This is a genomic window from Lujinxingia sediminis (assembly GCF_004005565.1).
GTDB lineage: Bacteria > Myxococcota_A > Bradymonadia > Bradymonadales > Bradymonadaceae > Lujinxingia > Lujinxingia sediminis.
In genome coordinates this window covers 742,036-754,365 of the sequence record NZ_SADD01000001.1, presented here as the reverse complement: position 1 = coordinate 754,365, position 12,330 = coordinate 742,036, and the positions used below count along the sequence as shown (strand labels likewise).

The window sequence follows — 12,330 nt, the reverse complement described above, 5'->3', positions numbered from 1 at the left end:
TCGCTTCACTTCGATACCGACCTACGTTCCGCGGCGCAGCAGCCCGGTCGCCTTGAATATGCGACCCGCGCGCGGCAACCGCGCTCGGGGGCCCGATCCCCTGGGTCCGAGCGCTCAACGGGTGATGTTATGACCAGCTTTTCGGGTGCGCAGTCTCGGGGGACCTTTCTGGTGGTCGACGACGAGCCGGATATCCTCGACGCGATCGCGCGCCTCTTTCGCAAAGAGTACACCGTGCTCACCGCTCAGTCGGTGGAGGAAGCGCTCAAGCTCATCGCCGCGCACGACGTGCAAGTGGTGATGACCGACCAGCGTATGCCCAAGATGTCAGGCATTGAGTTTCTGGCCGAGCTTCGCGAGGAGCACCCCGAGATCGTGCGCGTGCTTTTTACCGGGTACTCGAACATCTCAGATGTGATCGATGCGATCAACGAAGGGCACGTCTACCGCTACATCTCCAAGCCCTGGAAGCCGGTGGAGCTGCGGCTCTTTGTGGCGCAGGCCTTCGAGTATTACCGGGCGCAGCGCGAGCGACGCGAGCTCCTCTCGCAGCTGCGCGAGGCCAACGAGCAGCTCGAAGAGCAGAACGCGCTGCTGAGCGCCGCCAATGAAGAGCTCAAACTGCTCGACCGAGTCAAAAACGTCTTTATGGAGGTGGTCAGCCATGAGCTGAACACCCCGATTGCGATCGTGTTTGGCTACACCTTCCTGCTGCGCAAAGAGCTCGGGGATGACCTCTCCTCGGTCGCATCGAAGGCGCTCAGCGGGATCGACTCCAGCGCGGTTCGGCTCAAGAACATCTCCAACCGCATCTTCAAGATGCTCGGTGATGATGGCTCCGGTGAGGCGCTGGATCTGGAATGGGTAGACGTGCGCAAGTTCGTGGACTCGCTCCAGGATCAGCTCGAGCCCTTTTTGCAAAAACGACATCAGCGCCTGGAGACCATCGTCGCCCCGGAGGCCCAGAGCATTCTGGCCGACGAGGACAAGCTCAATGACATGTGTCTGAACCTGCTGATGAACGCGATCAAGTTCTCGTACGACAATCAGGTCATCACGCTGGACATCGGCCTATCGGATGATCCGGAGGTACTGGCGCTGACGGTACGGGACAGTGGTGTGGGGATCTCCGATGATGATATCGCGCAGATCTTCGATGTGTTCTTCAGCACCTTTAACACCGGCCACCACTCCTCGGGGCAATTCGAATTCAACAAACGAGGTATCGGGTTGGGCCTGGCAGTAGCCAAACGTTTTGCCGAGATGCACGGGGGCTACATCAAGGTCGATAGCGAAGAGGGGCGCGGCTCGCTGTTTACGGTGTATTTACCGGTGCGGCCGGAGCAACAGACGCTGCGCGGCAGCGTGCAAGCTCGCCAGCTGGCGCAACACGCACCCCACTGACGTCGGCCGTATTTAATCAACGGTCACAACTCACCGTCCATCAGCTCGAGGCGCGCTTTGAGTAACGCGTGGCGGGGATGGTTCTGCGGCACCCGGGCAAAGGTGTCGAGCGCACGTTTCTGCTCACCGGCCACCCACCACAGCCAGGTATGGTCCGCCCGGTCGTGGCCTCCGGCCTGCTGCCAGCGCTCAAGTACGCGCTCGACGCAAGCCGCGCGCGCCGCGAGGGCATCGAAGTTTTCTGCGCGCTCGCCAGCAGCAATCATCCACTCCCCGGCGATGGGTTGAGAGAGAGCCATGTGCCAGCTCTTCTCGGTGGCGATGGCACGAAGCTCGTGCTCGTACATGCCGAGCAACGCCGGCTCAAGGCTGCGGATCGGGTCAGCGTCGAGCGCGGCCTGGTCGAGAACAAAGAGCACAGCGCCCTGCCCGGCCAGCGCCAACACCCGTTGCACGTGCCTGGAGGCGCGGCGAGCCCGCTCCGCGGGGGTCGCCGCGCGGCCATCGACCAGCGCGCCGATGGCGATGGCCAACGTGAAGGGTCCGGCATCGTCGACGCGCGAGCTGAAAAGATCGGCGTCCAGGAGCGAGGCGTCGGAGGTCAATGTGGCGAGGGTCTGGCGGGCGAGTTCAACCAGCGCCGGGTGACGCTCAACGCCCAGGTATCGGACCGGATGCGGTTGAAGGTAGGCGGCGAGAGCCGCCGGGCCGCATCCCAGATCGACGAGGTGGTCGCCGGGGTGCGGTCGGAGCGCGGCGGTGGCCAGTTCAAAACGCAACCACTGCTCCAGTCGATGGCGCCAGCCAGCACGTTGCGCCGGCTCTGCGGCCGACGAGAGTTCCTGATAATAGTCTCCCTGGGGATTCATGACGACTCGTCGCTCACCCAACTCGACACCCCGGAAAGTCCGGCGGCTTCATCAGGAAGATCGCGAACCCACTTACGCAGCGCCAAAACAACTTCGGTCTCACCCTGTGCGCTGGCAACATCCATGGTCTCGCGCAGCAGCTCCTGGACAGAGAACATCTGCATGGAGGTCCCGCGCAACGATGGCGCACGCGTGGTGAGGGTGGCCATGACGTCACGCCAGCGGCCGAGGCGGGCCTGGGCGGCAAGAGTGGTTGCCAGGACCTGCGCGCGGGGGGCTGCCTGAGCAGCGCGATCAAAAGCATCGTCGAGCGGGGCACAGAGATGCAAGGCGCGCAATGCATCACCACTCTGAAGCGCAATCAGCGCGAGATTTAAGCGCACCGTGTTGGCCTCCTGGGAGCCGAGGGCCTCATAGAGTTTGAGGGCCTTCTCAGCACGTTCACGAGCGAGCTCGACGTTCCCTCGAAGACGACTGCGTTCGGCCAGGTCGTTAAGGCAATCGGCGACGCCGCTGATATTGCCAATGCTCTCAAAAAGGGCCATCGCCTCCACGGTAGCGCTGCGGGAGGCTTCGACATCTCCGGCCTTGCGTGCAACATCACCCAGGGCGTTGAGCGCCCGTGCCTGTCCGTACGCGTCGCCCAATCGGGCGTAGGCGTCACGAGCACGCTTCAGGCGGCGGTGTGCAGCGTCGAGGTCCCCGCTGAGTTCGGCGACTCGCCCGCCTTCCAACTCAACACGGGCGAGGTCGCGGGATGCCGAGCGCGCCTTGAAGACGTCGCGGGCCTGCTTGAAAAGTCGTTGCGCGCGCTCCAGTTCTCCAGCGTGGCGGGCGGCAACGCCGGCCCAGCTGGCGGCCTCGGCTGCCACGCCGATAAACCCAAGTGCGGCAGCCTGGCGTTGGGCGGTCTCAGCCAGCGCACGGCAGAGCCCGTAATTTGCGCGGGAAGCAGCGAGCCATGCGCGATCGACGGCGCACTGCAGTGCGGCGCGCTGGCCGGTGCGCTCCTCTAACTCTTCAGCCAGCCCCTCTCGCCAGACAATGAGTTCCTCGGCGTGGACATATTCACTGCGTTGGATGGCCTGGGCGATGGCCACACGAAGTGGCGTAAGCGCGCGGTCGGAGCAGCGCCCTTCCACCCAATGCCAGACGACGCGTTCGGCGACCCCGGGCGAGCTCAACGCGTAGCGTTGCTCAAGGACATCGGCGGCGGCCTGATTCCACCGGGCCCAGCGGCCAGCCTCGCGTGCGGAGCGCTCCAAACTCTCTTGAAGAAGACCGTGAGCGAAACGCCAGCCCTGGTCATGGCGATGTGCCAGGCTCGCATCAATGAGGCGTGGTCCCAGGGCCTCGGGGGGCGCCAGGCCAGCGCGCTGGCAGACCGCTCGGAGCTCTGCAAGCTCAACGACAACTCCCAGGGTGGCGGCGACCTCAAGCTGCTGCATCTCCGCGTCTCCGGACGCTCCGACGAACGCTCGAACGCGTTCATCCCAGAGCGCGTAGATATCGTCGGGGATCGCACTATCCGCGCCCGGTCGAAGCACAAAGCCATCGCCTCCCATCACCAGCTTGCCCCGTGCAACCCAGTCTTCGACCAGCTGAACGGCAAAAAGCGGCACACCGCCCACGCGTTTGAGCACGTGTTCAGCCAACCCATGATCAAGGCGCAACAATGTACGCACAAGCGCTTCGCTATCCTCATCAGGCAGCGAGGCAAGCCGCAGCCTCATCAAGCCCTGCGCTTCGAGTGTGGCAAGCCGCTCACGCTCGAACTCACGATCATCGAGGGCCTCAGACCGCACCGTCATCACAGTGAGGATCGCAGCGGGATCGCGCTCCTGCATCTGCGCGATGTAGGCGGTGAGTTCGATGGCCTCCGCGCCCCAGGCAACATCGTCGAGCCACATGACTACCGGACGTCGCGCAGCGAGACGCTTGAGGTAATGGTACATCACCGAGAAACGATCGCTCTGGGTGGCCATCCGCATCGAACTCGCACGTTGCCCCTGCTCATCCCGGTCGGGTGCGGCTGCGATCTGTGCCAGACCTTTGAGCATATGCGAATCATGGATTCCCAGGGGCTCACCGAGGCGTTCGAGCCGAGTCAAAGCATCTTCCAGCGGAAGATGGACGCAGCCCAGGTGACGGGAGAGCATCTGGGCGATGCCGTCTCGGGGCCCCTGCACCGGGCCATGCCAGGCCTCCAGCGCCACCGCCCCCCCGATCTCCTCCGCCCGCTCGCAAAACCACCTCGCCAGCTGCGACTTTCCTGTGCCTGCAGCCCCTTCAATAAGCACCATCTGAGCGCGGCGAGTGTGGTGTACGGTGTGCAACAAGCTCCAGAGCTTGTCGCGTTCTTCCTCGCGATCAACCAGGGGAATAGCTCGCAACCCGAACAACCCCAGGCTGATCCCGATAAGCTCATTGGAGATCGCGACATCCTGCCCCCGGCGCCAGCTCAGGGGCAGAGGCGGTCCGATCGCATCGGGTGCATCACAGCGCGATCCACGATCGTTCGCATCGCCCCAGTCCCCGACGTTGAGCGAGGCCGTGGAGGAACGCCGCGTCTCACCGGCATGCAGCTGTGGCAAAAGCATCGTGGTCTGCGAGGCCCACGCGTTGTCGTTGACCTCACTGTTGAGCTCGTTCCAGCTGAGGTCTTGCGCAAAGAGCGGCCCGCTCGCCACACGCTCTCCGGGCAAGGTCAGGCTGGCAAGCGCCCAGGCCGCGTCCGCCGCGCGCTGAAAACGCTCGCAGGTGCGCTTGGCCATCATCTTCTCCACCCAGGCCTGAAGCCCCCGGGGAACCTCAAAGCGGGGTTTGAGCTCAGGTACCGGCTCTCGAAGATGCTTCGCCGCGATCTGCCAGGGCGCGTTCGCCACAAAAGGCCAGCCCCCACAGACAAGTTCGTACGCCATGCACCCCAGACCGTAGAGGTCGGTCCAGGGCCCGTAGTCCCGCCAGTAGCCACGAAGCTGCTCGGGTGCCATGTACTGAGGGGTGCCCCAGACCTTGCCGACCTTGCCTTCGTCATCAAAGGTCGAGTCGACGTGCACCAGCCCGAAGTCGGTTAACTTCATGGACCAGTCGGGCCCGCATCCGACCAGCACGTTTTCGGGTTTGAGGTCGCGGTGAATCAGCCCCCGGGCGTGGGCGTGGGCCAGAGCATCGAGCATCTGCAAAAGCAGCGCTTTGAGCTCGGGCCACTCCATATGATGGAGGTGATCGATCAACGCCCCACCTCGCCCGTACTCCATCACCAGATAGGGGCATCCCTCTACGAGCGCCCCTCCCGACTGACGTGCCGTCGATGTCTCAATCGTCCCGTAATCAAGCAGCGTGACGATATGGGGATGATCCAGCGCGGCGACGGCCCGAAGCTCCGCCTCAAAGGTTCGACGGTACTCATCGTCGGTGACCACCTCCGGGTGCAAGATCTTGACGGCCACATCCACCCTGCTGGCCAGGTGGCGCCCCTCCCATACCTGGCCCATCCCCCCCTTGCCGATGGGTGCGACCAGCTCGAACTCTGAGCAGATGATCCTGGACACTGCCCCACTCCCGTGGCCTCAAGTCACTTAATCGCGTTCGCGCTGCTGACGTGGGCGCAGCACCGTTCGCAGAGGCACGCCCTCAAAGGTGTAGGCCTCGCGCAGCTGATTCTCCAGATACTTCCGATAGGAAGGAGCCACCGCGTCGACGTAGTTGACCGAGAACATAAAGGTCGGTGGGCGAGTGGCGACCTGCGAGATGTAGAAAAACTTCGCGCGGCGGTTGCCGTGCATCGGCGGCGAGTGCCGGGCCACCGCCCCTTCGAGGAAGCGGTTGAGCTCGGAGGTCTGCACGCGGCGGGTGTACTGCTCAAAAACGGTGTCGACCGCACCGAGAATCTTGTGCACGCGCTGGCCGGTCAACGCCGAGACAAAGATCACCGGCGCATAATCCACAAATTGCAGCTCTTGCCGTAGCGACTTCACATACTCGCCGGCGGTGTTGGTGTCTTTCTCGACGAGATCCCATTTGTTGACGAGGATCACGCAACCGCGCCCGCGGTTCTGCACCACCGAGGCGATCTTCTTGTCCTGGGTGGAGATGGGCTGGGTGGCGTCGAGCACCAGCAGCGCCACGTCGGCGCGGTCGATGCTTCGGATCGCCTGAACCACGGAGAACTCCTCGAGGCGCTGGCTGATGCTGCGCTTGCGACGAAGCCCGGCGGTGTCGATGACCAGGTACTCTTTGCCTTCGACGCGCACCCTGGTGTCGATGGCGTCGCGCGTGGTGCCAGCCACATCGCTGGTAAGCAAACGATCTTCGCCCAGCAAGGCGTTGATCGTGCTGGATTTTCCGGCATTCGGCTTACCCACCACCGCGATGCGCGCGAAGGGCTCGTCTTGAAGGACTTCGCCTTTGGGCGCGTGCTCCATGACATCGTCCATCAGCGGGTCGAGGCCGATACCGTGCTCCGCACTGAGCGAATAAAGCGGCACACCGAGCTGGTAGAAGTCGGCCAGGTACTGCTCCTGTCCCGTCCAGGTATCGATCTTGTTGACCGCCAGATACACCGGTTTGTCGGTGGTGCGCAGCAGCTCAAAGATCTCCTGGTCGGCTCCGGCCAACCCGGCGCGACCATCGACCACAAAGACGATGGCGTCGGCCTCATCGACCGCGAGCTGCGCCTGATGGCGCATCTGCACAAGCATCGGATCTTCGGAGCGAGGCACAAAGCCCCCGGTGTCGACCACAGTGAAGGGGCGACCGAACCACTCCCCGTCGCCGTACTGGCGGTCGCGGGTCACGCCCTCAAAGTCGTGCACGATCGCGGTCTGCGACTCGATCAGGCGGTTAAAAAGGCGGCTCTTCCCCACATTGGGGCGGCCGACGATGGCGATCATAAAGGCCATGGTAGTTTCGTCACTTGCATGGTGCGGCGGCGCAATTCGCGCGGCCCTGTTGAACTTCGGAGGTGATGCTCTTTTCTTTATTCGTAACCAAATCGGTGCAGGTGGCGCGATTTCTCACTCCACTGGGGCTCAACCCGCACAAAGGTCTCCAGAAAGACCTGGCGGCCGAAGAAGCGCTCCAGCTCGGCCCGCGCGGCCTGGCCGATGGCTTTGATGCGCTGGCCCCCCTGCCCGATGACGATGCCCTTCTGGCTGTCACGCTCGACATGAATCACCGCCGAGATCTCGAGCAAGTCACGCTGCTCATCTTCATTAAAATGCTCGACCTCGACCGCCACACTGTAGGGAATCTCTTTGCGGGTCTGCAGCATGACCTGCTCGCGCACAAACTCTGCCGCCAGGAAACGCTCGGCCTGGTCGGTGAGCATATCCTCCGGGAAGAGCAGCCCCTGGTGGGGAAGATGCTCCAGCACCGTCTCGACGAAGGCGTCAAGCTGCTCCCCGGTCAGCGCACTGAGGGGCACGACGGCGGCGTAATCGGTGCGCTCCGTGAGCGCGTCGATCATGGGAAGAAGGAGGTTCTTATCTTTGATCTGATCGATCTTGTTGAGCACGAGCAGCGCGGGGACCTCGGCCTGCGAGAGTCGCTCAATAACGTAGCGCTCCTCCGGCGGTAGTCCCTGCTGGCCGGTACGGCGCTGCCAGCCGGAGAGCGCGGCGGCGTCGACCATATGGCAGACCACATCCACTTCGCGAAGGCTCTGAAGGGCGACCTCGTTCATCACGCGGTTAAGGCGCTTGGGGCCCTGGTGGATGCCGGGGGTGTCCACAAAGCAGAGCTGGCCCTTTCCACTTAGGGTCTGCACCCCTAAGATACGGTTGCGCGTGGTCTGGGGTTTGGAGGTGGCAATCGCCACCTTGACGCCGAGCACGGCGTTCATCAGCGTAGATTTGCCCACGTTGGGCTGACCCACCAGAGCGACAAATCCGGCGGGCAGTTCAAGGGGTGTGGAGTCCGACATGAGTATTCCAGGGATGGCGCGCCGAGCGCGCGCACGGTTAGGAGCGTTGCTGGTGGTAAGTATGCTGGCGATGATGGCCTGCTCCGAGCCGGAGGCCACCGAGACCGAGCTCTTTGAGGCGGCCGAGGTCCATTATCGCGGGGGAAACTACGGTGAGGCGCTCTCGGGTTACGAGGCGTTTTTGAAACGCTACCCGGCCAGCCCACTGGCGCCGACTGTGGAGATACGCCTCCGCAACATCCACCGCGAAGTCAGCTCCGTGCTGGAACGCCAGGGCTCGCCCAGCCCCGTCTATCACGGTTCGCGCGGCGATCAAAGCGCAGCCGCCGTCCCGCTTAACGTGCCGGAGCTCTCCGAGCCAACATCGCCCGACCATGGTACCGAATAAGGCGTTCGCTCGCCAGATTGCCCCCGACGTTGAACTTTTTTCAGGCTGATTGAATTGTGAATGCCAACCTCTGGCGCGTGCTCGCGCTGCGGGGCCAGCAGTGGCGAAACCGTGCCGCTTCGCGCCCTTCCAACCGTCCGCTCACCCTGTTGATGAGCGCGCTGGGAGTGATCGCACTCCTGGGTGCGGGCCATCTTCTCGCTCCCGATCTTCTGGCCCCTCCCGAGGCGCTGGCGACCAGCCAGGGCGTCGATGCCGGTCGGCTGCCGCCCGGCCAGAACGCGCTGGAGGCAGCCTTCTGGCTGAGCGCGCTGCTGGCGGCCGTGCTCAACTTCCGGGTGATGGAGCTGCTCTTTCGGCGCAGCGATGCGCTGGCGTTGCAGCCCCTGCCGATTCGTCCCTCGGCGTTTTTTGTGGACCGTACGCTCTCCACACTCACCGAAGCGACCTTGAGCGCGGCAGGGGCCAGCCTGCTTTTTGTGCCGCTTTTCTGGAAGAACGGCGCGGGCGCGGCGCTGGCGGCGATCGCCATGCTCTTTGGGGCGTTGTGGTTGGGCGCGGGCCTCTCGATGTGTGCGATGGTGCTGGCCGGAAGGCAGCTGGTCCCCGATGGCGCACCCTCGGGCGGCGGGGTCAAGCTCGGCGGCGACGTTTACGGGGGCAGCGGCCAGATCTTTCTCTACGCCCCAGGGGTGGGGCTGGCAGCGGTGGTGATCGCCGCGCTCTTCTGGAAGTTGCTTCTCGGTGAGCCGCTGCGTCTGGAGCGCCTCAGTGAGCCTTTTTTGATCGGCAGCGCCCTTCTCGCTGCGGCGTGGCTTGTGGCGATCGTGACCTCCTGGCGTACGTTTGCGCAGCATTACCACGCGATGGCAGCCCGCTTCCGCGAGGCCGACAGCGCGGAGTTTCAGGCGGTGATGGATTACCAGCGCTCCTCCTTTGAGACTCCACAACGCCTGGAGCAAGGCCTGAGCCGCGGTGCGGCGCTGGCATACCGTGCGCTTGTGCTTGACGGCGACCGCCGCCTGGCCGCTGGCCGCGTGGGATATGCGGTGGTCCTGGTGCTCGCGGCGATTGGGCTGGCCGCCATCGACGCTGCGGCGCGCCCGAGCTGGGCCGTGGCGATCACACCGATGTTGATGCTCGCGTTGATCATCAACCCCTGGCTGCGCGTCTCCCGCCAGGCAGAGCGCCTCCAAAGCCCGACCGCGCTCCCGCTTGCTCCGGTCGACGTGGACAACGCCATATTTCGCCTCGCAGTACGTGAAGTCTTTTTCCTGGCGCTTCCGTTCGCGCTGCTGGTCGCGCTTATCAACGGCGTGTGGCGCACCGAGCCCGGCGCCTGGATCGTCGCGCTCGCTTCGCTCGCGCTCGCCACGGGGCTTGCCTCAGCGCTACGCCTGCTTCCTCAAACACACACCCGGGAGCGCTGGCTGCCCGCCGGCGTCGCACTACTCATCGCCGCGCTGGCCGGCCTTTCACTTCCCGCCGCGCTTGGGGTCAGCCTGCTCCTCATCGCCACTGCCCTCTTCGTCCCTTCAACTGCCGCCCCTGGCCGGAGCTCCTCATGACCGCCCCATCCCCCGCCCTGGTCTTAAAGAACCTCACCAAACGCTACCGCCGACTCGTCGCCGTCAACCAGCTCGACCTGAGCATCGCTCCCGGTGAGTTCGTGGCGCTCATCGGCCCCAACGGCGCCGGGAAGTCCTCGACGATGGGCTGCGTCGCCGGCATCACCGCTCCCGATGAGGGCAGCGTGCACATCAACGGCGTCGACGTGGTAGCAAACCCGGTGGAGGCCCGCAGGCACCTGGGCTTTGTTCCCCAGCACCTGGCCATGCTCGATTACCTCACCGGTCTGGAATACCTGCACTTTGTGGCGGAGTTGCGCGAACTTAAGAGCGCCCGGCGCGACACCGAGATCGAGGAGCTGCTGGCCATCACCGAACTCGAAGACGCCCGCCACGTCGTGCTCAAAGAGTACTCCGGCGGCATGGCCCGCAAGCTCGCCATCGCCTCAGTGTTGCTGGGAAGCCCGACCTTGCTCGTACTCGACGAGTCCTTCGTGGGCCTTGACCCCGAGTCGACCGCCCGCCTGCGCACGCGTCTCCAGCGCCACTGTGATCAGGGCGGCGCGATCCTCCTCTCCAGCCATATTCTGGATATGCTCGAGCGCCTCTGCTCCCGCTTCGTCCTCCTTCAGGGCGGCGAGCTGGTGATGGATCTGAGCCGCAGCGAGCTCGACCGAAAGATGAAGGATGGCGAGGTCAACGATCTGACGGAGCTCTACCTGAAGACGACCGGAAAGATCGACCTCATACCCACCACAACCCCCTGACAAACAAGCACTTTCCAGCACCACCACTGAGACTCACCGCGGCAGCGCAACCTCCACGAAGCTGCCGCCGCGCGACACCGTCACCCGCATCCCCTCGCCGGACCGACGCGCAAAGACCAGCGCATCGCCGCGCTCAACCCCGGCGCGGGCCGCGGCACTCTGCGGGTCCACCACATCGATCTGGTGGCCAGAACCGGTGTCGACAATACGTTGTCCCAGCGCTGCCTCAATCGCCGACATCGAGCGAACCCGGTCAGGCACGGGCACCGAGAGGATCGGACGCCCCAGACGCACGGTCGCCCCGCCCCGCCCCCCGGCCTCCACGCCATTAAGCTGCCCCTCGCCCCACCCGGGATGCGTCGCGTAGAGCGTGAGCGGAACGTCTGCCGGCACCTGAAGACGCAACGCCCGGCTTCCCGCGCTGACACCGGCGGCCACCCGCGCTCCAGCGTGCCAGACCTCCACCCAGGCCCCGGTAACGCCGGCCCCCTGAGGGTCGGCCACGTAGATCTCCAGCGCCTCGCGTGCGACCTCGTCCTCGGAGGCGCCATTCTCAACCATCGACTCGCCCGCTGCCGCCTCACCGGATGCCGAACTCGACTGCCCCAACACCTGAACGACCGGTGCCCGCCAGGCCTCGGGCATGCGCAGGCCGCCGCCTTTGAGAAGCTCCACATTGAGCATAAACGCGTCGTCTGCCTCATGCTGCACCTGCAGCGTGCGGCGAGAATGCCCGTCGGCGTCGATGGTCACATAGTAGGTTCCCGGCGGAACATGGCGGAACGCGGCGATGCCGTCGGCACGCGTGGTCACATGCAGGTGCAAGAGTGCCAGGCTCTCTCGCGAGAGGCGCACAAAGGCTCCCTCGACCGGCGCGCCCTCCGGGTCGACGATGCCCAGGCGAAGATCGGCGGCGGGGGCCGCACGCACCACGCGTGCGCCTTCTTCGGCAAAGACCGGACCGCCGGGGCCCTGAATCACGCCCCAGAAAGCCCGGGGCTCCTCGGCATCGTCGCTGCGCGCCAGGAACTCATAGAAGCGCATCGGCTCTTTTCCCGGGCCGCGCGCGCCGGGCTCGGGCAACGCCACATAGCCGGCCTCGTCGCTGCGCGTTACCACCGGGGGCCAGAGCCCCGGCGCGCTCACCATCACCCGCGACGCCAGCGCGCGTTCCTGCTCATCAAGCACCTGCACCCAGCGCGCCTGGGAGGGAGGCGCATCGTCAACGGCCAGCGCTCGAAGCGGCTCTTCCTCGCCCTGGTAGGGAGCCAGCACCCCTTGCTCCGATTCCACGCTGTGCTTAATCTGCTCCTCATCGGCCTTTCCGAGGACGCCAATGGAAAGCGCGGCCAGGCCGACCGCGCTGACTCCCCCCGCCCACCATTTTTGGCCTCTCCTCACGTCTTTT

9 protein-coding genes are annotated in these 12,330 nt (G+C 64.7%); 4 read left to right on the top strand and 5 right to left on the bottom strand.

Features of this window, described 5'->3' with window-relative positions; all coding sequences use genetic code 11:
• Positions 1-129: 129 nt before the first annotated feature.
• Positions 130-1,404 (top strand): hybrid sensor histidine kinase/response regulator, encoded by a 1,275-nt coding sequence (locus EA187_RS03100; protein ID WP_127779131.1) that lies wholly within the window; start codon positions 130-132, stop codon positions 1,402-1,404.
• A gap of 23 nt (positions 1,405-1,427) precedes the next feature.
• Here the strand turns inward: EA187_RS03100 and EA187_RS03095 are convergent, their stop codons facing one another.
• From EA187_RS03095 to era, 4 genes are all read right to left on the bottom strand, one after another.
• On the bottom strand, positions 1,428-2,273 hold the full coding sequence (locus EA187_RS03095) for a class I SAM-dependent methyltransferase (RefSeq protein ID WP_127779130.1): 846 nt from the start codon (positions 2,271-2,273) through the stop codon (positions 1,428-1,430).
• A complete protein-coding gene (locus EA187_RS03090) occupies positions 2,270-5,827 on the bottom strand; it encodes a serine/threonine-protein kinase (RefSeq protein WP_127779129.1) in 3,558 nt (1,185 codons plus the stop codon). Before EA187_RS03090 ends, EA187_RS03095 begins: the two co-directional genes overlap by 4 nt.
• A gap of 27 nt (positions 5,828-5,854) precedes the next feature.
• Positions 5,855-7,177 carry a ribosome biogenesis GTPase Der gene (gene der / locus EA187_RS03085; protein ID WP_115602968.1) on the bottom strand — a complete coding sequence of 441 codons (1,323 nt, stop codon included), beginning with the start codon at positions 7,175-7,177 and terminating at the stop codon, positions 5,855-5,857.
• Between the two features lie 77 nt (positions 7,178-7,254).
• The gene (era, locus tag EA187_RS03080; RefSeq protein ID WP_115602969.1) at positions 7,255-8,199 is read right to left on the bottom strand and encodes a GTPase Era; all 945 of its coding nucleotides are present in this window, start codon (positions 8,197-8,199) and stop codon (positions 7,255-7,257) included.
• Between era and EA187_RS03075 the strand changes: the two genes are divergently transcribed.
• Genes EA187_RS03075 through EA187_RS03065 form a run of 3 tightly spaced genes read left to right on the top strand, consistent with a single transcriptional unit; the run spans position 8,198 to position 10,922 of the window.
• Positions 8,198-8,587, top strand: a complete 390-nt coding sequence (locus EA187_RS03075) for an outer membrane protein assembly factor BamD (protein WP_127779128.1) — start codon at positions 8,198-8,200, stop codon at positions 8,585-8,587. The genes era and EA187_RS03075 overlap by 2 nt on opposite strands.
• A gap of 56 nt (positions 8,588-8,643) precedes the next feature.
• Complete coding sequence (locus tag EA187_RS03070; RefSeq protein WP_127779127.1) at positions 8,644-10,155, top strand: hypothetical protein; 1,512 nt, start codon at positions 8,644-8,646, stop codon at positions 10,153-10,155.
• A complete protein-coding gene (locus EA187_RS03065; RefSeq protein WP_127779126.1) occupies positions 10,152-10,922 on the top strand; it encodes an ABC transporter ATP-binding protein in 771 nt (256 codons plus the stop codon). The genes EA187_RS03070 and EA187_RS03065 overlap by 4 nt, the downstream gene beginning before the upstream one ends.
• 33 nt (positions 10,923-10,955) lie before the next feature.
• On the opposite strand, the gene EA187_RS03060 is transcribed toward EA187_RS03065, so the two are convergent.
• The gene (locus tag EA187_RS03060; RefSeq protein ID WP_164855929.1) at positions 10,956-12,323 is read right to left on the bottom strand and encodes a carboxypeptidase-like regulatory domain-containing protein; all 1,368 of its coding nucleotides are present in this window, start codon (positions 12,321-12,323) and stop codon (positions 10,956-10,958) included.
• Positions 12,324-12,330 lie beyond the last annotated feature (7 nt).

Excerpts from the sequence above, each read along its gene's own strand:
- EA187_RS03100 (WP_127779131.1), top strand. The coding sequence starts at position 130 with ATGACCAGCTTTTCGGGTGCGCAGTCTCGGGGGACCTTTCTGGTGGTC.
- EA187_RS03095 (WP_127779130.1), bottom strand. The coding sequence starts at position 2,273 with ATGAATCCCCAGGGAGACTATTATCAGGAACTCTCGTCGGCCGCAGAG.
- der (WP_115602968.1), bottom strand. The coding sequence starts at position 7,177 with ATGGCCTTTATGATCGCCATCGTCGGCCGCCCCAATGTGGGGAAGAGC.
- EA187_RS03075 (WP_127779128.1), top strand. The coding sequence starts at position 8,198 with ATGAGTATTCCAGGGATGGCGCGCCGAGCGCGCGCACGGTTAGGAGCG.
- era (WP_115602969.1), bottom strand. The coding sequence starts at position 8,199 with ATGTCGGACTCCACACCCCTTGAACTGCCCGCCGGATTTGTCGCTCTG.
- EA187_RS03065 (WP_127779126.1), top strand. The coding sequence starts at position 10,152 with ATGACCGCCCCATCCCCCGCCCTGGTCTTAAAGAACCTCACCAAACGC.